This window comes from Flavobacterium sp. FlaQc-49, assembly GCF_044005985.1.
Taxonomy (GTDB): domain Bacteria; phylum Bacteroidota; class Bacteroidia; order Flavobacteriales; family Flavobacteriaceae; genus Flavobacterium; species Flavobacterium cupriresistens.
The window spans coordinates 318,776-339,815 of record NZ_JBIPCS010000006.1 but is presented as its reverse complement, the minus strand read 5'-3'; the positions used below and the strand labels follow the sequence as shown (position 1 = coordinate 339,815).

Below are 21,040 nucleotides of genomic sequence, written 5' to 3'. Positions count from 1 at the left end.
AACCGAATCTTAAAAAAACAACACTAATAATCAAAACGTTTAAAGGCTTCGATTGCTTCGTATTCAGCCAAACCTAAATCGTCATAAAGGACAGCTGTATTTTTGTTGCGGTCTTCTGCCCTAACCCAAAATTCTCTAGAGTCATTTCCTTGAAACATAACTCTGTCTTTTTGTGATTGATGGTATAAAATCGCATGACGTTTTAATAATACTTCTGATGGACTCAACGGAACGGCCATGTCAATTTCGTGAATGTCCCATTCGTGCCATGCTCCTCTGTACAGCCACAACCAACAATCATCCATGTAAGCTTGTGGTTTTAAGGCTGCCATTGCAGCAAAAATAGCATTCAGACAAACCTCGTGTGTTCCATGCGGGTCCGCTAGGTCACCTGCTGCAAAAACCTGGTGTGGTTTTATCTTGGCGATGATATCCTTTACGATCGCAATATCATCAGGTCCCAATGGATTTTTCTTAACTTGTCCTGTTTCGTAAAAAGGAAGGTCTAAGAAATGGGTATTTTCATCTTTTAAACCGATGTATCTTGTGGCAGCATAAGACTCTCTTCTTCTGATAAGTCCTTTTAATTTTCGAACTTCTAATGAATCAATTTGATTTTCTGATTTATTGTTCAAAAATTCAATTACCGATTTAAAGTTAATATCTGCTGCTCCGGCACCGATAAAATCACTGCCTACTTCTGCAAATTTTAAAGCTTCATCATCTGTAACTGCAATATTTCCTGAGGTTTGATATACAACATGTACATCATGTCCTTGTTTTATCAATTTTGAAAAAGTCCCTCCCATTGAAATGACATCATCATCAGGGTGCGGACTAAAAAGAATCACTCTTTTTTTAGCTGGATTGGCTCTTTCCGGACGGTGCGAATCATCTGTATTGGGTTTTCCGCCTGGCCATCCTGTAATGGTATGCTGCAAAACATTAAACATATTGATGTTCAAATCATAAGCAGAACCTTCTTGCGCCAAAAGATCTGACATACCGTTATTGTTATAATCACGGTCAGTTAATTTTAAAATGGATTGTTTTGTTTTTTGGCACAACCAAACAATCGCTTTACTTTTTAATTCTTGTGTCCAAATACATTCTCCTACTAACCAAGGTGTTTTGAAACGTGTCAGCTCTGAAGCTGCAGATTGGTCTAATACGAAAGTTGCATTAGGGTGATTTTGTAAAAAGGTGGCCGGAACTTCTGAAGAAATATCTCCTTGAACTGTTCTTTTTATGATGTCAGCTTTGTTCTGACCCCAAGCCATTAATACAATTCTTTTAGATCTCATAATGGTAGAAACTCCCATGGTAATAGCTCTTTTAGGAACATTATCTATACCATTAAAATCAGACGAAGCGTCTACTCTTGTAATGTGATCCAGTGTAATAATACGAGTACCAGAGTTGATATGAGATCCCGGTTCGTTGAAACCTACGTGACCTGTACGACCGATACCTAATAATTGAAAATCAAGACCTCCTGCATTTTTAATATTCATTTCGTAGTCAATACAGTATTGATTCAATTCATCAATAGCGATTGTACCATCAGGAATATTAACATTATCAGGATTGATATCAATATGATTAAAAAGATGCTGATGCATAAAATGATGATAGCTCTGATTGTTCTCTTTGGTCATCGGATAATATTCATCCAGATTAAAAGTGATTACATTACTAAAACTTAGCCCCTCTTCTCTGTGCATTCTTACTAATTCCTCATATACTTTTATAGGAGAAGAACCTGTCGCTAAACCTAAAACACAAGATTTATCTTTCTCTTGTTTAGATCGGATTAATTGAGCGATTTCCTGCGCTACAATTAAGGAAGCTTCGGTAGAATTTTTGAAGATTTCGTTGTGAATTTTTTCAAATCTTGTCTCTTCAAATTTCCCTGCGCTTTTATAGCTGATATCAGGTTTTATTTCTAAAGCACTTTTCATTTCTTTATCTTTTATACTATTTATCATTTTGGTTTTTGAAATGGTATGAGCAACTTTCATTACCCATACCATTTACTAACCAAACTTAATATTCTCTTTTTTTTTAGCTTTTATTAGAAGTTAGGTGCATCAACATCCCACCAAAGTCTGGTTCCTCCATTATCTGGTCCGCCTAATTTAGCTACACCAGTTGCTACACCTCCACTATTTCCAGCTTTCTCTGCCACAACAAAGTTGATTCTTCTTACACCAAGTTCTGTAGAAATTGTACCTCCACTGTAATTTTTAAGCACTTTGAAAAGTTTAGGATATCCGGTTCTTCTGTAATCAGACCATGCTTCCTGACCTTCCGGGAAACCGGAAATCCATTTTTGAGTAATAATTTTTTGTAATTTTATCTCATTAGTGGCCGCCGCATCCCAAGCGACAGTAACATTATTTAATGCTGTTGCATTATTCACCGGAAACTTAGGATCAACATAGTCTATAGCTGTATCTGTATTATTTGAAGTATAGGCCGCCGCACCAGAAACTCCTCTTTGGTCAAATGAAGCTGCAATTCCTAATTCATATAATGATTTTGCGTCTCCGCCCATGTTCCATCCTCTCAAAGCTCCTTCAGCTCTTAGAAAATAAGCTTCTGCTGTAGTCATCAGAGTTATTTCTTTCGTCTTAATAACTGATCCAACTCGAGAAAAATTCTCATGATCACTTTTTGAAGCCATAGCTATACCTGTACGAATACCTTTATATTGACCTGGGAATTCCGTTGAAGTATCAAAATAAACAGGCAACCTAGGATCATTATATCCCTTTAAAATAGATTCCATATCAGCAGACATAGCAATATCTCCCCATCCAACACTTATAGTTTGAATTGGATTAGTATAAACAGGAGATACAATTTTGAACAAATCTGCATTTACTGTCATCACTCCAAATTTATGTGCCACAGCTTTTTCAGCCTGAACCTTTGCTAAAGCAGGTTTTACTTTTACCACACGCATGGCTAATCTCAAACGCAAAGTGTTAGCAAATTTTACCCAAGCTTTATAATCACCTTTATACCCCGATTCATCAGTCGATACAAAAACACTAACTTCACCAGCATCAACTCTTTTAGTTAATTCTGCAACTGCAATATCTAACTCACTAAACATTTGAGTGTAAACTTCTTCTTGTGAATCATAACCAATAGTAGTATCCAGAGTACCAAATTTAGAATAAATGATAGGTCCAAAAATATCTGTAAGCCTGTGCATACCTTCTACTTTTAGTATCAATGATAAAGCATAAAACTGATCGTATTTGCCTTTAGCTTTATTCCCAATATCATTGGCATTGTACATTATATTTTTGTAAGCAGTTTCCCAACAAGTACCATTCCAGTTATCAAGAAGATAGTAAGTCGTATTATTCAAATTCCCAAAAGGATGAGGAGTAGCCATATAACCAGACCATACATCACTATTTAATCCTTGTTGTAATTGATATAAATCTGGCGGAGTTAAAACCTGGATATTATTAAACATTGGAGAAAATCCTCCTTTAATATGATTAAAATCCTGCTCAAAAAGCCCTGGTGTAATACCATTTGGATTAGTGTTTATTTCCTCAAAATTATCTGTACAAGCAACTACAGTAAGCAAAGAAGCACATATAGTTGTTGTTTTTATTATTTTATTTAGTTTCATCTTTTTAAAATTTTAGAAAGTTACATTTAAGTTAAGACCTACACTTCTGGTAGAAGGCAGACCATAAATATCAACACCTTGTAAACCCTGACCTGTACTTAATGCAATGTTTGGATCAAAAGGAGCGTCTTTGTATATAAAGAATAAGTTTCTCGCAATTAATGAAACACTAGCTGATTGAAGGAAAGGCAATGTTTTAGGATTAAAAGTATATCCGATTGAAACCTCTCTAACACTCACATTTGTTGCGTCATAAATATATTCTCCACTAATCCCTTGTCTACCTCCAACTTGTTTGTAGTAGGACTCTGCACTCATACTAGTCACAGGAGTACCATCAACTTTAACTGCATTTATAGCAACTCCTCCAGCATTTCTAGCATCTCCTGACGCTCTTGAAACTCCATTAATATCATTTATTGCTTCAGTTAAACTCATTACATCTCCTCCGAAACGACCATCAATTAATACACTTGCAAAGAAAGATCCATATTTGAATGAATTAGAAAGACCTAACATAAAATCAGGATTAGAATTTCCAACTTCTTCAAAACCAGTTTTTTGAAAAGTACCATCATTATTTAGTATAGCTCTACCTTGCGCATCTTTCTTGAAATTGATTCCTTCAATAACTCCAAATGGTCTTCCTTCAATTAAAGCATATCTATAGCTATTTACACCAGCATTTGTTAAGTTAATACGACCTCCTAGTTCACTAGGAATTTCCTTTACTAAATTTTTATTTTGAGAATAATTCACCGATGCATCCCAAGAGAATTTATCTCCCTTAACAATACCTGCGTTTAATACAACTTCAAAACCTTTATTCTCTATACTTCCTGCGTTGATTGCATAAAAATCAACCCCTTGTACATTTCCAATTGGCGCTACAACTTGTAGGTACTGATTCTTAGTTTCTGAATGATAATAAGAGAACTCAAATCCTAATCTGTTATTAAACATTCTCCATTCTGTACCTAGTTCGTATTCTGTTTTTAATTCAGGTTTCAAACTTGTCCCTGTTTTAGGCGCAACTATTGGATTGTATTTTGTTCCGCTCCCTTGTGGGTAATAATTTGTAGGAGATGTTATAAAAGGAGCAACATCGTTACCTGCATTAGCGTAAGCTGCACGAACTTTACCATAGCTAATGAATTCAGGTAAAGCTACCATCTCACTAATTAAAGCAGTTAAACCAACTGATGGATAAAAATATCCGCCTTCTTCTGTATTTACTAATGTTGAAGACCAGTCTTTTCTACCAGTAAGATCTAAGTATAACATATCTTTATAACCAAACGTAGTAGCTGCAAATATGGATTGAATTTCTTTATTAGAATCAATTGTCTGATAATTTTCGGCATTGTTATTAAAATTATGCAATGTAAACCAGTTTGCATATTTTAAACCTCCACCAACTCCAGAATCCAGAATCGTTCTTTGATTGATCAATGTATTTCTTACACTGGTTCCAATGTTTGCATTGAATGAGAAATCTGAACCGATTTTTGTATTTATGGTTGCTATTAAATCGGCATAACGTTGTGTACTTAAAGTCTCTTCATTATAATATCTACCATTGATATGAGATAAGGCTCCCTGAGTAGTTGCATAGATAAATTTATCAAACTTACTTGATACTCTGTTATAACTATATCTACCGGCAATACTTAACCAATTATTTGCTTTATAAGTTAAAGCTAAAGATCCATTAAAAAAATCATTCTTATCTTCTGATTGATTTCTGTTTATTACCCAAAACGGATTTTGCATAAAATCTACATTAGATACCCAATTTTGAGCCATTAAATTTCTTGATGGATCAAAAACTTCATAATTGTCTTTATAAAAATTAAAGTCATTTCCTCTTGGCATTAAATAAACACCAGTAAGCGCATTGAAATAAAGACCATTTACTGGTTTATTTGCGATTGACTGAGAAGTATAATTTGCATTTGCTGCAAAAGTCAATTTATCTCCGAAAAACTTAGCTGTTTGACGAATTCCAAAATTATTTTTCTTTAAACTATTACCCGGTGTAATTCCCGAAGAAGATGTGTTAGCATAAGAAAATGCAGTAGACGAATTTTCATTAGCATTCGAGTAACCTAATGACGTAATTTGAGTAACTCCTGTATTAAAGAAATCCTCAACATAATCATTCGTTTTTTGTTTTGCTCCCCATGTATCTGCTGCTCCCTTAGATGCAACGTAATCTGATTGAAACTTAGGTAAATAAGCTGCTGTTTCAAAAGTAGTTACTGAAGAAGCGGTAATATTTGCTTTCCCTGCTTTAGCTTTTTTAGAAGAAAGTAAAATTACTCCATTTGCCCCTTGGCTACCGTACAATACAGAAGCCGCAGCACCTTTAAGTACAGTCATCCCATCGTAATCGTCAGGATTAACTAAAGAAACAACATCACCACCGTCACGATTACCACCTGACAAACTACCAAATGACTCAGTTGGCTGTCCAGAACCAGCATTTAATATCGGAATACCATCAATAACATATAATGGCTGGCTATTCACAACAGATGAATTTCCACGGATAACTACTTTTGTAGAACCACCTGTACCACCAGAACTTTTTGTTACAGCTACACCGGCAATTTTACCTGCGATCGTATTAATAACGTTAGCATCTCTTACACGAGTTAACTCTTCGCCTTTAAGCTCTTGAGCTGCATAAGTTAAAGATTTTCTAGTTTTCTTGATACCTAATGAAGTTACAACAACTTCGGTAAGCGCATTCGATGCTGCTAGTTGCATTTTTACATTAATTGTAGTAGCATCCCCTACAACTATTGCTTGTGTTTCCAGACCAACATAAGTAAAAAGCAATGTTTGTCCTTTTTGTACTTCAATTGCATACAATCCGTCAAAATCGGTTGTAGCACCTTTTTGACTTCCTTGTACCGCAACAGATGCCCCTGGTAATGGCATCCCGTCAGAATCTGTAATCACACCTTTGACACTTTTTACCTGAGCAAGGGAAACTTGCGCGGTAAAAGCCATCATAAAGATTAAGAAAATTTTTTTCATGTTTATTTATTTTGTTAGTTATGATGTAAATTTATTCTTAACGTATTGTTAAAAAAAATAAATTATACAAACGGTACAAAATTTTAAACAAACGACATTAAACATTCAATAATGTGCTTCTCGAAAACGTTTTCCTATCACTATAGTATATCAATTTTAAGATATAATTATATAATACCTAATTATTTAGCTTATTTATTACACATAATAACATTTCAAACAAAACCCAATAAAACGATTCAACACACTAATAATAAGCACCTTACATTGAATTCAACTCAAATTCAATAAAACAAGACAACCATATTTATCATAAATTTATCTAAACAATTGTGCAACTCATTCACAAGGATTTTAACTGCTAAATAATCCTGTAGTTGCAACTTTTAAAACTATATACCTTCTTTCGATCCATTATACCTATATTAATGTAACATCAAAAGAATCCATTACCAACTCTCAAATCGTTATACCTTCGGTATTCAGAAATACGTATTCAATTTTTCTCCCAAAACCTCTCGTACGAAATATTTCATTCTCTTAGATTATATATTAAAGAAGCTTACACTCCTTATTCGTTTCATAAGCCTTCGACTTCGCTCAGGATGACCCTTCGACCCCGCTCAGGATGACAGTTGTAAAATCATTTAGTTTGCATGAAAAAAGATTTTATTGTTGATTTTTTACATTTTACTTTTAAAATCTCACTCTTAACATTTCACTTATATCATTTTACTTTTAATACCTCACTCCTATACTTTCACTCAAAAACAAACATTAAAAAATATTACAGATTTTGTTTTACGAAAACGTTCTTCATCAAAAACAAAGCGCTACTTTTCTTTTTTTTGAAAATTTTATTTAAAAGAATTGTGTTTTAACAACTAATTGTTTAAAGTTGCAGAATATTTATTCCAAAGGATAAATACCATTAACCTTTTAAAAATAAAGTTGAACGAAATCCGAAAATTAAAATTCGATATTAAACTTCAAAATCACGTTTGGTTTTGGGGAAGCTATTTTACTCTTAATTTTTTAAGATGGGGTGCTTATTTCAATGATTATCCTTATTCATTCAAATCGAATCTTATTGAGTTCTCCCTACACATTCCACTGGTTTATTTTAATTTGTTTGTTTTAGTACCAAAATTGGTATTAAAACAGAAATACATTCAATTCACCTTATCCTTAATAGTGAGTCTCCTCGGAATTTATTTAATAAAAACCGCCCTTACCTATTATATTATATCTGAAAATATCTGGCCGGAAGCCAACCGCGAGTACCATCCTTTTGACATCAATCATATTCTGGCAGTTTGCATTGGTGAATTGTATGTCGTGGCCATGGCCTCTTCTGTCTATCTTACTTTAACCTGGTTGCGAGAGCGGGAAAGAAACCGTTCATTGAGAGAAAATCAATTCAAAATCAAGTTAAAATACCTTGAAAACCAGATCCAGCCTCACTTTTTCTTTAACACCTTAAATAATTTATACGCCTTATCCTTAGAATCCTCCGACAAAGTTCCGGACGTGATTATCAAATTGTCTCATTTGATGGAATATGTATTGTATGATGTAAAAGGAACTAAATCTGTTCCACTAATAAAGGAAATAGACTATATTCAAAATTATATTGAAATTGAAAAGCTACGTTTTGAGAATGTAGAAGTCACCATAAATCTAGAATCTAACATAGAAGATATTATAGTCCCGCCATTAATATTTATTTCATTGGTAGAAAACGCCTTTAAACATGGTGGCTTAAACAATCGCAACTTAAAAATAAAGATCAACTGCAAAGTTATTGATGGCAAAAAGTTAGATTTTGAAATCTTAAATAATTTTGTAATTTCACAAAATCTAAATTCAAAAGGTGGAATTGGATTAACAAATACCAAAAAGAGATTAAAATTAATTTATAAAAACGATTTTAGTCTAACACATGCAACTAAACTGAATTACTATATAATCCGTTTGCAAATACCTATTCATAATGAAAATTAAATGCGTGTTGATTGATGATGAACCATTAGCAATCAAAGTGCTGCAAAATTATTTCGCTAATTTTACAGACTTTGAAGTTATCGGTACATTCACTAACTCTTTGGAAGCACTGGATTTTATAAACAGCACTTCTGTTGACGCTATCTTTTTGGATATCAACATGCCAATGATGACCGGTTTTGAATTAATCAGCCTGCTTGAAAATAAAACCAAGGTCATTATTACCACTGCCTTTAGAGAATTTGCTGCCGAAAGTTATGATCTTGATGTGTTAGATTATTTAGTAAAACCAATTCCATTACCGCGCTTTATAAAATGCATTAACAAAATCACAACCGAATACAATTTAAAAAACAATATTAAAGTAGAAACCACCAAAGGGGACTCTCATATTTTTATTAAAGTTGATAAAAAAATGATGAAAATTAATATTGAGGAAATTCTGTTTGTTGAAGGCATGAAAGAATACATCAAGGTAGTCACTCCCGACAAAACCTATATTACGCATAAATCTTTGACTTCTTTATCTGAAGAATTACCTTCCGATCGCTTTCTACGCATTCATAAATCGTATGTTATTGCTTTGAATAAAGTAAAATCTATTGAAGGAAATCGCATTCAGATCCAATCCTACACCATTCCAATTGGCCGAAACTATAGTAAAGAGGTTAAAAACAAGATTTTAGAGTAAAATCAGTCTTAGAAAGGTCCTTTTTCAAAAACATAAAAATTAACACTTTGTTGAAAAAATAGTGTTGTTGGTTTAAATTTAACATTATTTGTGTCATTTTATTTTTTTTTGATTTACTTAACAAATATATTTACGGTCTTCAAAAAACATAAATAAAAAAATTAACCTTTACTACTATTATGAGTTCAGAAAATGTACAAACCAAATGGGGGCAATTTATCTCTCTGATAATCGTCTTCTTTTTTTGGGGTTTTGTCGGATCAGCAAATGACATCCTCATCCCAGTATTCAAAAAAGTATTTACCTTATCACAAGTTCAATCACAATTAGTGGCTTGGGCATTTTATGCTGCCTATTTTGTAGGGTCGATGATTTTCTTTTTAATCTCTTTAAAGTCAGACGTTTTACAAAAATTCGGCTATAAAAAAACACTTTCTGCAGGATTAATTCTTTCAGCAGTGGGTTCTTTTTTATTCGTTCCGGCGGCTACAATGGAAAGTTTCCCTTTCTTCTTGACTGCTTTGTTTACGGTAGGTTTAGGTTTTTCTATTCAACAAATTGTAGCAAACCCATTGGCAATTAAAATGGGAAGCCCGACAACCGGAGCACACCGTTTAACTCTGGCTGGAGGTGTAAACTCTTTCGGAACCACTATTGGCGCAATTCTATTAGGAATTGCTCTTTTTGGAATGGGAGATAACAAAAAAACAAACCTTTCTCTAGAAGATATCAAATTACCTTTTATCATACTAGGACTTGCTTTTATTATAGTGGCTATTTTCATGTATTTTTCTAAAATCGAAGATCCGGCAAAAGCAAATGAAGAAGAGGCTAAAATCGAACATAAACATGCCTCATTCAGCATTTTAGACTACCCTCAATTGTATTTAGGAATGTTGGGTATCTTTATTTACGTTGGAACTGAAGTTACGATCATTAGTAATCTTCCGGCACTTTTACACACCCATGAATTTGGTAACATACTGGAAGATGCCATTTCTCCTTTTATCGCACTTTATTGGGGAAGTTTAATGATTGGTCGTTGGAATGGTGGAGTCAATGTTTTCAATACTTCAAATCTTATAAACACCGCTCTTAAATTTATCGTTCCAGCTTTGGCTTTTGGTGTAATTATCGGAGCGAATGTATTTGCTGCACATGATGTTTCTTCTTTCTACATCTACCCTCTTTGGATTTTACTATTCATCGCCGTAAGTTTTGTAGGTGGTAAAAACGCAGGTAAAACATTAATGCTTTTCGGACTGTCAGGTATCGCAATGATGTTTGCCGGATTAGTTTGTCCGGATACTGATATTGCTAAATTTTTCTTTATCTCGGGTGGATTATTCTTATCTATCATGTGGCCGTCTATTTTCGATTTGGCGATTGCAGGTTTAGGAAAAAACACAGGAAAAGCATCGTCGTTCTTAATCATGATGATTTTGGGTGGTGGGGTAATTCCATTGATACAAGGAAGTATCTGTGATTTAGATTTAACCAATCCAAATGGAATATTCGGAATTACATACACACACTTCTCTTATATCGTACCATTACTTGGTTTTGCTTACTTAGCATTTTATGGTTTCTATTGCCCTAAAATACTAAAAAGACAAGGTGTTAGTCATGTGGCAAGTGAAGGAGGAGGTCATTAAAATCTTCTAAAAATCACATAAAAAAAGTCCCGTTTTACAAAATGTAAAACGGGACTTTTTTTATGAAACAGGTACATTATTTCGCCGCTATAATATTACTCAGATTCTTTTTAAAAACTGCCTTGCTTTTATCCGACAAAGTATAAACCACATCTTTGTCCGCATGAACAATAACCTTGACAATATCAAGCGCTAAAAGCCCTTTAGGATCTTTTATCTTTAGCGTACAAGCACCATCAAAAAAACCATCATCTTCGATCACTTTTTTTGCCTGCATTACAGTTCCATCACTTAATACTGCAGAAATAGTCATTTCTTTATTTAATGTTTTCGAATAAAAGCCATCCATCACCAACATCAGGCGATAGGAGTTTTTCATTTCCGGGCCTTTAAATTCGTGTCGTGTAATGTTGTAGCGCAAACCTTTTGCCAGCGTCTGAAACTTTTCAGAACAATCCAGTTCAAACGTTGCTACATCACCCACATCATTTACACTTGTTATTACTTTAGCCTGCGCACTTACCTGCGAACTCGCTATTAAAAACACTAAAACTGCCATTAATTTTTTCATATATAGATATTTTAAGGTAGCTAAATATAAAAAAAATCGCTGTCTTTCTAATGAAAAACAGCGATTTATAACTATTATTTAGTAAAAAACTATTTATTACCTTTCTCAAAATCAGCAACAAACTGTGCCAATCCAATGTCAGTTAATGGGTGTTTTAATAAACCGTAAATTGCAGAAAGTGGTCCTGTCATAACATCTGCACCAATTTTAGCACAGTTTACAATATGCATTGTGTGACGTACTGAAGCCGCTAAAATCTGAGTCTCATACCCGTAGTTATCATAGATTTCTCTAATCTCTTCGATAAGATTCAAACCATCTGTAGAAACATCATCTAAACGACCAATAAACGGAGATACATAAGTTGCTCCCGCTTTTGCAGCCAATAAAGCCTGGCCAGCAGAAAACACCAAAGTAACATTTGTTTTAATCCCTTTATCAGAGAAATATTTAGCAGCCATAACACCTTCTTTTGTCATTGGCAATTTTACCACGATCTGATCGTGTAATTCAGCCAACTCCTCACCTTCTTTAACCATTCCGTCAAAATCAAGTGCATTTACTTCAGCACTTACATCCCCTTCAACAAGGTTACAGATGTCAACGTAATGTTTCAAAATATTGTTTTTTCCGGTAATACCTTCTTTCGCCATCAATGACGGATTTGTAGTTACACCATCTAAAACTCCTAAAGCCTGTGCTTCTTTAATCTGAGCTAAATTAGCTGTATCGATAAAAAATTTCATATTTATTTAAATTTAATTGTGTTCGTTATGCGGGATAGTCCCATTAAAAAATATATTCCGGAAATCCTCAATTGGCTCCTTATAGAAATCGAATCAGCCAATCTGATCCTACTTGCAACAGAATCTTCCTTCATGCAAAATATCAAAAAACTACAATATAAAATTGCAGATTATATCCATCAGAAGACAACGTTTGACAATTCTGATAATTGCTTGGTAAAAGTAAAGGTTTATATTTTTAATTCAAAATAAAAGCAGCTTTGTAAAGACTTCACAAGACAACAGAATACAACTAATCTTAATAATTCTATCTTTACAACTAAAAACTACTTCCGGAAGAAACAGCATATGGACAGGACTGAAAAAAAAGACATCTCTCTTATTCAAAATGAAGGGCTAAACAAAGCGCAATTACTTCAAAAATTAAAAGAAGCCCAAATCGGACTTAACGAATATGCCCATACGTTATTTAATAGTGACTTATTTCAGCCATCACTTTTGAGTTCTGAAGTCAATTTAATAGAATTATCAATGTCTGAGATCGGTCTTAAAAACGGAGGGAATTTTGAAGGCATAAAAAAACACCTAAAAACACTCAACTTATCGCATTGCCCTTTAGAAATAGCCATTTATGTTAGACTAAAATTCAAGGATCAATTAGAATCTGACGAAAAAAAATCCAACAAAACCCCACCCGGATCCATAACCTTTTTCTCAAAACCATTAAGTGAAGAGGACGATTTTCCAAAAGGTTTTTACATAAAAAATACCAATGGCACACTTTGGCTACGGGGATACATTTGTTCAGAAGATTATATTTGGGAGGCCAATGATCGTATGATTTTTAAAGTGAATAAAAAATAATTCGTTGTCATAGTAAAAATTTGAAAAGACAATACATAGATTTATGAAACAAACTAATACACTCCAAATGCCTTCCTTTACATTCGAAAACAACCTATTAAGACTCAGAGTTAAAAAATCGCCATTCGTCATTAGAGCAATATTATTTATAGTTGCTTTTGCCTCATTCATTTTTCCAACAACCGGCATGGTGATTTCAATTACCTCCGGCCACGGCTTACATTTTGGTTTTCTAATAGGAATCGGAATATTTTCTCTTTTAGGATTCTATCTACTACGAATTGCACTATGGAATACTTATGGAGAAGAACTTATACTATTCTCTAAAGAAGAAATCATTTACGAAGCAAATTATGGCTGGTTTAAAGATGCCCGAACAATAATTGAAAATAAAAATATCAATTACGTCATTTCTCCAATTGGTTACGAAGAAGACAACGAAGGAGTGTTACTTATAGACAATCAAAAAAATCAAATAGAATGTGCTGTTAAAATGCCACTACAACAAATTGAAGAATTGATTATACTTTGCAAAAACAAAGTAAATGCATAAACCAAAAACTCCCGAAGATCTCGAAAACGAAATATATAGTTCGGTTAACAAACTATCTCAAATTGGCGATTTAAGAGTTAGACAACTAATCAAAGTCATATCAGATACAAACGATGAGATAATCATTGAGGGAATATTAAAAGTCTTTGAAGGTAAAAACAACAGAACTACAATTTACGAAGATCAAAAGAATGCTGGATTGATACTTAAAACATTAAATCCAAAAACTAAAATGAGTGCAGAATCAATACTGCACCGAGTTCTTGAGAACTGGAATAAAAGTGTTGAAGAACTCCCGTTTTGGCTTAGAGAAAATTATGGTAATGAGACTTTAAAAAGAACAATCATAGCAATCGAAAATCAGAAACTATCAACAATAGAAGAGGATAAATTACAAACACTTAAATGGTGGTTGGGAATAAAAATATAGTTTAGTTTATTGCTCTGTAGTTTTTATACTCCAGTTTATCTTCCATTAAATCTAATTTTAAGCTAGAATTAAATACCTTAAAAACCAAATCTGACAGGTTTTAAAAACCTGTCAGATTTAATTCGCGAGTTTTCTACTTCCCTACAACTTATAATGATTCATCAACACCTTCTCATAAACCGTATCAGGAAGAATTCGTTTTAATACAATTGAAAATTTCTGCATAAAAACTACTTTTAAAAACTAGGGACTTTCACATTCGTAAAGTGTTATATTTGGTAAAGGGAGTAATCAACATATACACCTTCATCAAGAGACATAACGCATATCTAAACTATAATATAAAACCCGGTATTGGAGTAAATTATGGAGTAACCAGAACAAAAAGACTATTTGAAATTATAACTATGAAATATAAAATTATTATCGCGTGTATGTGTTTGTTTTCATGTGGATCTAATTATGATTGCGATCTAGTCGCTAACGCATATAAGAATGACGAATGTTTGTTAATTGTTAAGGAAATTCCAGGAAAAAGAGATGGAAAGTTTGATTATAAGGGAATACATTTATTTAATAAAAATGAATGTAATTGTAATTCACAAACAAGTGACTGATGGTGGGCAAATTATAAGGAACATATCGAAATTGGAGATACCATAATTAAAAAAAAAGGTGAATTAATTTTTAATATTCATAAAAAGGATACAGTGTTAAGCTTTAGCTTTGATTGTAATGGTAAAATTTATAGATAATTTTGAATCCTCTAAAATAAAAGATAATTAAAGTTATCAGCACAAAGACAATAATAGTGCTGTAAACACCAACGAAATTGTTCAGGAGAATAATTATTATGCTTTGGATTGACTCAAAAAGGATACAACGGTATCATAAACGGAACATATAATAAAATAAGTACAACGGATGTAATAACAATTGTTCGACTTATGCTCAAAGGGTTATAAATTCTGTTTATCCGAGCCTTAATGCTTCGCAAACTATAAAACCGTCCGGTTTTTTAAGAACAATTTATAATGATTCATAAACTGTAGCACCTAATAGTCTTTATAATGCAGCTCTTAAAAATTAAAGGAGCAACAAATTTGAAAGGCTCAACAAGTGTGACTGCTAAACCATATCTAGAATATTTCTGTAAATCAAATAGACCATAAAAATTATGAAATTTAACTACCTTATACCATTGTTAATGTTAGTTTCTTGTAAAAATCATGAAAATAAACAAATAATCACACCTTCACCTCTTGTGGTTGTAATAAAATATATATCAGCTGAGAATTGCAGTGATACAATTGAAGCAAAGAAATACATTGATATAGAAAAGACATTCCACAGTTACATTGATAGTCAAAATGTGAATGCCCATGCCGTTTGGATAAATCAAATGTTTTTTTTTAACAATTTAGGAAATGATAAAAAGTATACCAATAACTTTAAATTTCATAATTATGAATTTCTTCAAGAAATTAAAGATAAAAAAGCGAAAATAACTTTTGCTGCAAAAAAACAAAAAGCAAAAATTAAAAGTATTCAGTATACACTGGAATTTACGAAAGAAGGAATTTGGATAATTAACAACATTGCTTTAAAAAAAACTAAAGCAGTCTTTTGAAAATAGTCCCAAGTCCGACAGCAGAAGATCGTAAAAGTACCGAGAATAAGCATCAAGTTGGACAAGCAAGAAAACAACATGTTAATACACGCAAAAAAAGACAAGGTTCAACTTGGACTCAAAATCCAAATAAAAAGAAATAATGGAAGAAATAAACATTGGCGTAACTTTATTGTTTAAAAAAAATACAAAAGTTGTATCTGGAATTTTAAAATCTACAGTTGTAACATCAACTAAAGCAGATTTAAAAAATAACATTGACAATCGGGCAAATGAAATTTCTAAACTTTATAATTATAAATTTATTGGAATTAATGATGTTTTTTTTGTGTCAGGGCAAATGTTGCAAGGAGAAATTTTAGGGAGAACTACTGATTATGACTTAGACAGTTTCTCTAAAGCAAAATCAATTGTTTCCACAGAATTTTCTTTTGATAAATCATCAAAATCAAAACAGTTTAATTGTTCTTTGGTTTATTTTTGCAAAAATTTTAATAATGATAAATTTGCAATTTCGATAATTACAGTTTTAGATTCTTTAACTTCTTCTGTAATTAGGGATGCTAATCATATAGCAAATGATATCTCTTTTATCGAAAAAATAAAGACTAACTCAATTGAAAAAATTGAATCTATAAAATATTTAGGCATTGAAGATATTGGAGAAGTTGAATTGGAATTTGGAATTTTTCAATCTTTTTACGCTGAATTTAATAATGAAGAATCTTTAAAAGGAGAAATTATTTCCAAAGATGAAATGTCTTCAAAACTTAATGACATTTTAGAAGGCTCAGCTCCTCAAAGCGTTCCCTAAAACACAGAGAAACAACACACTAAATCTATGACACTTAAAGTTTAGGAGAAACAAAAGATGATCCTGAAAATGGTGAAGGTCTAAAGTAGCAGAGAGCAACTGTTGAAAGCAAAACTAGAAAAGTACTAAAAGAAAAAGTAGGAGCAAAAATTGACGTTGACGATTTTGAGGATATTATACCTTCGATAGCCAAAGGTGCAATTAGTAATATAGAAAGAGTTTCTGAAACAAAATTTAAAATTAAAAGAAGCTTGGATGGTAGATTTTTAGTTGATAAAGATGTAGGTTTTATTATCGAAAAAAAAGAGCATATATCACCAGATAAGAATCGTATAATGACTGGCTTAAAAGTAACACCATATGGATTACCTACAATGAAAATTACATTTAATGACGGAACGTTTCATAATTCATTTATTTTTTTTGAAAATAAAATGTTTATATGTATAAAGGAAAAGTTTATTCTGCTAACGCAAGTTTTTAATCATCTTATCAAAATATCAATAACTATATGAAAACTCTTTTAAAAAAAATTACAATATTAATTATACCCCTTTTTTATATACTTTTTTATTTTTGCGATTCTAAAATCATTTTATTTAGATTTTTATTTTCAGATTTATCTAAATACATATATAAGCTTATTTATTCTAAAAAAAACACCCCATTAATAATCAATTCCTTAGATGATATTTTAATTTTCTATTCTCTTTGTTGGTTATTTGTTTTAACAATAATTTGCTCTTTATTTTATTTTTTTAAAACAGAAGCTTTAAGAAAAGGAGTTTATATTACATTATTTATTCATATATCTTTTTTTGTATATTTTGTTATCATTGGATTAGTTACTTAATATCCCCGCTCTGCGAAGTCTTCTTTAAGAAACATATATTATTAAAAATCGGGATGCTATGCATTCTATGATAAAAAACAAATAATATCATTAAAAAATTAAGATGCAAATTTATAAGAATTGATATAAGGAGTTTCTTTTCTTATTGTAATATTCCTTTAATTGTGGATCGCATTTTAATGTTGTCATAGCGAACATTGTAATAATGACTTCATTTTTTTATCTGCCATATTATTTACTCCCTGCTCCGATACCTAACTCATTACCTATGTCAATTCTTATACCTGGCTTACTACGTATGCCAATTCCGAGACCAGCACTATTACCAACAATTCCAAACCATTTACCGATAAAAACATGAGAAAAACTTCTATATTATTAATAACAGCAACTTTAATTCTTAGTTGCAAAGAATTCAATAAAAACACTAAAGCACTTCCAAAAGATAAAATTGTAGATGTAAAGGAAATATCAAATAAAAATTGTATTTCTGATTTTGAAACTTTTTTCAAAAAATTTGCAAAGGATAGTGTTTATCAAAAAAGAATGATTGCTTATCCATTAAAGTCACAGTATTACGGAGAAGATTCTTATGAAGAATTAAAGACCGAGTTAATTAGAAATGAATCTGAATTCAGATATATAAATTTTGCAGATGACTCAAAAGCAATGAATTCGAAAACAGGCAAATTTACTATCAAGAAAAAAACTACTAAAAACAAAGTGATTTACACTCGATTTGGCTATGATAATGGTATATATATATCGTATGAATTCAATCTAATAAATGGATGTTGGTATTTAGTTAAAATAAAAGATGAGTCTTCATAAGATTAACCCGCTCCTCAAAGTGTTTCCTAAAATACAGAGATGTTGTGCGACGTCTCCTGACTTCGTACCCGCAACGATGGACAAACAAAAAGAGACAGTTTCAAAAACCATGAAACTGTCTCTTTTTTTATTTTCTAAATCAAAAACTTACTCTTCCAATTTTTTAATCTTAATTTGCAAAGTCTTATTATCTTCTAAAAGTACAACATTGCTTATCTGGAGTTCGTTTATCCTGCTCTACAAAGAGTTCTAATGCAATTCTGTAGCGAATGTCTCAGTTCTTACAAACTCTGCACCCAAAGAAACAACTAGGACGGCAGATATTCATAGTCATGGTTCATATGATGGAGGCATTAAAACATGGAATGATCGGTTTTCGGATGAGAATAAAGTGGGTAATAGGAAATCAGGAAATACTGGTTATCTTACAACTCCTAGTGGAAATTTGCTAATACTCTTTCCAAATGGGGATGGTGAGTTCATAATTAATAACAATTTAGAAAATGATCGCAATGATTCTAGTTCGCCTCCATCTGTAATGCCTGTGGTGCCTTTGGCTCCAATGCCGATAGTGCCAAGTCCAACACCAAAACCGCCAACTCATTTTCCAGATACGCCACGTTTATAATAAAGAAATCCTATGTCACTAGTGTTATTAAAAACAGAATATAAATTATTAAATTTGTAAATTATGAAAAAGATTTTTTTTTTAGCTTTTATACCTTTCTTGTTACTTGTAAGTTATCATGTAAGTGCACAAGAAAAGGATGAAAATAAGATCGTTTACAAAAGAATAGATTCATATCCTGATGATCCTCTTCCAAATGATTTAGTACCAAATAAAGAGACAGCTATAAAAATTGCAGAAGCAGTTTGGCTACCAATCTACGGAAAAAAAATATATAACGAGAAACCATTTACTGCAGAACTTACTAGTTTAGGGATATGGATTATCAAAGGAACTTTACAAAATGCTAATCTAGGAACTAAAGGAGGTGTCGCATATATAGAAATACAAAAAAGTGATTGTAAAATATTAAAAATTTATCATGGAAAATAAAATTGTACTGTCTATAATTAAATAGATAAAATGTTTCTTAACTATTGATTAGATTTTGTATTTATAAATATGAAGACAAGGCTAAGGGTGCATTATTACCTCTTTTCCCCAACTATCCGAAGAGCTCTAATGAGCGAACTGAATGTCTTCTGACTTCGCACCCGCAACAACAAACACTCAAAAACAAACAAAAAGAAGAAAGCCCAAGTAGATCTACTTGAGCTTTTGTATGTTTTAAAATAAAATAAGACCCCCATTCCTTAAAGTATACTAAAAGCCTTCAAAGACAAAAACAACAAGATTACTATCTATGAAGATCAAAAGAATACCAGACTGATACTTAAAATATTACATCCAAAAACTAAGGCAACTGCAAGAACTAAATACCCTAAAAAACCAAAGCTGACAGGTTTTAAAAACCTGTCAGCTTTAATTCACAAGATTTTTACGTCCCTACAACTTATAATGATTCATCAACATCTTCTCATAAACTGTATCGGGAAGAATACGTTTTAATACAATTGAAAATTTCTGCATAAAAACTAGGAACTTTCACATTCGTAAAGTGTTATATTTGGCAAAGGGAGTAATCAACATATACATCTTCACCAAGAGACATAACACATAGCCTGAACTATAATATAAAACCCGGTATTGGGGCAAATTATAGAGTCACCAAAACAAAAAGACTATTTGAAATTATAATTATGAAATATAAAATTATTATCGCGTGTATGTGTTTGTTTTCATGCGGCCCTACTTATGATTGTGATGCTTCAGCAGAAGATTTAAAGAGAGATGAATGTCTTTTGATTGTCTACAAAATACCAAGCAATACAGATAGTAGATTCAATTATAAAGGAATTCATCCAATTACAAAAAATGAGTGTAATTGCAATTCCTCTAGAAGTGATAGATGGTGGGTTAAATATAAAGAATACATAGAAATAGGTGACACTATTATCAAAAGAAAAGGAGAACTTATTTTTAGTATCCACAAAAAAGATAGTATTTTAAACTTTAATTTCGATTGTAATGGCAAAATTTATAAATAATTTTGAATAGGTTAATTAAGTTATCGGGACAAAGACAATAACGGTGCTGTAAATACTGCTGAAATTGTTCAGGAGAATAATTATTATGCTTTTGGATTAGCTCAAAAGGGGTACAACGGTATCGTAAATGGGATAGATAATAAATATAAGGACAATGGAAAAGAACTGCAAGATGATGATATTTCAGGCAATAAATTAAATTTGTACGACTATGGTGCAAGGAATTATGACCCTGCGCTTGGTCGTTGGATGAATATTGACCCTTTAGCTGAAAAATCGTGTAGATTTAGCCCCTATGCATATGCAATGAACAATCCTGTATTTTTCATAGACCCAGATGGTATGATCGTAACACCTGGTAGTCAACAAGAATAAAATAGACAAAAATCTGCTGTTATTAGTACTAGAGATAGGCTACAAAATGTAAATGATTCTACTGGAAATAAAATTTATGCCCGAGGAGGTACAGCAAATACTGCTGTTTCCCCTTTAAATACAAATTCCACAAGAGCAGATATTATACGAGGTTATCCAAATAATACCGGATTGCAAAGTCTACCAAGTAATTTCACATATAATTCTA

General features: G+C 32.1%; 17 protein-coding genes and 3 pseudogenes. 13 read left to right on the top strand and 7 right to left on the bottom strand.

What is annotated here, in order from left to right; genetic code table 11:
- Positions 1-23: 23 nt before the first annotated feature.
- The 3 genes from nagB to ACHRV3_RS14840 all read right to left on the bottom strand — a co-directional run bounded on the left by nagB (position 24) and on the right by ACHRV3_RS14840 (position 6,700).
- Positions 24-1,961: a glucosamine-6-phosphate deaminase gene (nagB, locus tag ACHRV3_RS14850; protein ID WP_047773744.1), complete on the bottom strand. Its 1,938-nt coding sequence runs from the start codon at positions 1,959-1,961 to the stop codon at positions 24-26.
- 113 nt (positions 1,962-2,074) lie between these two features.
- Positions 2,075-3,655, bottom strand: coding sequence for a RagB/SusD family nutrient uptake outer membrane protein (locus ACHRV3_RS14845; protein ID WP_395435050.1), 1,581 nt, complete (start codon positions 3,653-3,655; stop codon positions 2,075-2,077).
- 12 nt (positions 3,656-3,667) lie between these two features.
- Positions 3,668-6,700, bottom strand: coding sequence for a SusC/RagA family TonB-linked outer membrane protein (locus tag ACHRV3_RS14840; RefSeq protein WP_395435051.1), 3,033 nt, complete (start codon positions 6,698-6,700; stop codon positions 3,668-3,670).
- Positions 6,701-7,651: 951 nt separating this feature from the next.
- Between ACHRV3_RS14840 and ACHRV3_RS14835 the strand changes: the two genes are divergently transcribed.
- The 3 genes from ACHRV3_RS14835 (at position 7,652) to ACHRV3_RS14825 (ending at position 11,050) form a co-directional block, all read left to right on the top strand.
- Positions 7,652-8,704, top strand: coding sequence for a sensor histidine kinase (locus ACHRV3_RS14835; RefSeq protein ID WP_230002439.1), 1,053 nt, complete (start codon positions 7,652-7,654; stop codon positions 8,702-8,704).
- Complete coding sequence (locus ACHRV3_RS14830) at positions 8,694-9,395, top strand: LytTR family DNA-binding domain-containing protein (protein WP_047773330.1); 702 nt, start codon at positions 8,694-8,696, stop codon at positions 9,393-9,395. Before ACHRV3_RS14835 ends, ACHRV3_RS14830 begins: the two co-directional genes overlap by 11 nt.
- A 179-nt stretch (positions 9,396-9,574) precedes the next feature.
- Entirely contained in the window at positions 9,575-11,050 is a 1,476-nt protein-coding gene (locus ACHRV3_RS14825; protein ID WP_047773332.1) for an MFS transporter, read from the top strand.
- 76 nt (positions 11,051-11,126) lie between these two features.
- Here the strand turns inward: ACHRV3_RS14825 and ACHRV3_RS14820 are convergent, their stop codons facing one another.
- Together ACHRV3_RS14820 and fsa are read right to left on the bottom strand one after the other, a co-directional pair.
- Complete coding sequence (locus tag ACHRV3_RS14820) at positions 11,127-11,621, bottom strand: hypothetical protein (protein WP_395435052.1); 495 nt, start codon at positions 11,619-11,621, stop codon at positions 11,127-11,129.
- An 89-nt stretch (positions 11,622-11,710) separates the two neighbouring features.
- Positions 11,711-12,367, bottom strand: coding sequence for a fructose-6-phosphate aldolase (gene fsa / locus ACHRV3_RS14815; RefSeq protein ID WP_047773337.1), 657 nt, complete (start codon positions 12,365-12,367; stop codon positions 11,711-11,713).
- A 348-nt stretch (positions 12,368-12,715) separates the two neighbouring features.
- Between fsa and ACHRV3_RS14810 the strand changes: the two genes are divergently transcribed.
- From ACHRV3_RS14810 to ACHRV3_RS14800, 3 genes are read left to right on the top strand one after another with little or no spacing between them, the layout of a single operon-like run.
- Positions 12,716-13,231 (top strand): hypothetical protein, encoded by a 516-nt coding sequence (locus ACHRV3_RS14810; RefSeq protein WP_395435053.1) that lies wholly within the window; start codon positions 12,716-12,718, stop codon positions 13,229-13,231.
- Between the two features lie 43 nt (positions 13,232-13,274).
- Positions 13,275-13,784, top strand: coding sequence for a hypothetical protein (locus tag ACHRV3_RS14805; protein ID WP_395435054.1), 510 nt, complete (start codon positions 13,275-13,277; stop codon positions 13,782-13,784).
- Positions 13,777-14,214, top strand: coding sequence for a hypothetical protein (locus ACHRV3_RS14800; RefSeq protein ID WP_395435055.1), 438 nt, complete (start codon positions 13,777-13,779; stop codon positions 14,212-14,214). Before ACHRV3_RS14805 ends, ACHRV3_RS14800 begins: the two co-directional genes overlap by 8 nt.
- 141 nt (positions 14,215-14,355) lie before the next feature.
- On the opposite strand, the pseudogene ACHRV3_RS14795 reads toward ACHRV3_RS14800, so the two are convergent.
- Positions 14,356-14,442: pseudogene (locus ACHRV3_RS14795) on the bottom strand (short-chain dehydrogenase/reductase); the annotation flags it as partial.
- 949 nt (positions 14,443-15,391) lie between these two features.
- On the opposite strand from ACHRV3_RS14795, the gene ACHRV3_RS14790 reads away from it, so the two are divergent.
- The 5 genes and pseudogenes from ACHRV3_RS14790 to ACHRV3_RS14770 all read left to right on the top strand — a co-directional run bounded on the left by ACHRV3_RS14790 (position 15,392) and on the right by ACHRV3_RS14770 (position 19,402).
- A complete protein-coding gene (locus ACHRV3_RS14790) occupies positions 15,392-15,844 on the top strand; it encodes a hypothetical protein (protein ID WP_395435056.1) in 453 nt (150 codons plus the stop codon).
- Positions 15,845-15,986: 142 nt separating this feature from the next.
- Entirely contained in the window at positions 15,987-16,658 is a 672-nt protein-coding gene (locus tag ACHRV3_RS14785) for a hypothetical protein (protein WP_395435057.1), read from the top strand.
- 1,210 nt (positions 16,659-17,868) lie between these two features.
- Entirely contained in the window at positions 17,869-18,342 is a 474-nt protein-coding gene (locus tag ACHRV3_RS14780; protein WP_395435058.1) for a DUF4348 domain-containing protein, read from the top strand.
- 283 nt (positions 18,343-18,625) lie between these two features.
- Positions 18,626-18,970, top strand: a pseudogene (locus ACHRV3_RS14775) (DUF4329 domain-containing protein); the annotation flags it as partial.
- A 63-nt stretch (positions 18,971-19,033) separates the two neighbouring features.
- Positions 19,034-19,402 (top strand): YbbC/YhhH family protein, encoded by a 369-nt coding sequence (locus ACHRV3_RS14770; RefSeq protein WP_395435059.1) that lies wholly within the window; start codon positions 19,034-19,036, stop codon positions 19,400-19,402.
- Between the two features lie 453 nt (positions 19,403-19,855).
- On the opposite strand, the pseudogene ACHRV3_RS14765 reads toward ACHRV3_RS14770, so the two are convergent.
- A pseudogene (locus tag ACHRV3_RS14765) lies at positions 19,856-19,942 on the bottom strand (short-chain dehydrogenase/reductase); the annotation flags it as partial.
- Positions 19,943-20,109: 167 nt separating this feature from the next.
- Here ACHRV3_RS14765 and ACHRV3_RS14760 point away from each other — a divergent pair.
- Positions 20,110-20,457, top strand: coding sequence for a hypothetical protein (locus ACHRV3_RS14760; RefSeq protein ID WP_395435060.1), 348 nt, complete (start codon positions 20,110-20,112; stop codon positions 20,455-20,457).
- Between the two features lie 63 nt (positions 20,458-20,520).
- The gene (locus tag ACHRV3_RS14755) at positions 20,521-20,832 is read left to right on the top strand and encodes an RHS repeat domain-containing protein (RefSeq protein ID WP_395435236.1); all 312 of its coding nucleotides are present in this window, start codon (positions 20,521-20,523) and stop codon (positions 20,830-20,832) included.
- The last annotated feature ends 208 nt before the right edge of the window (positions 20,833-21,040 follow it).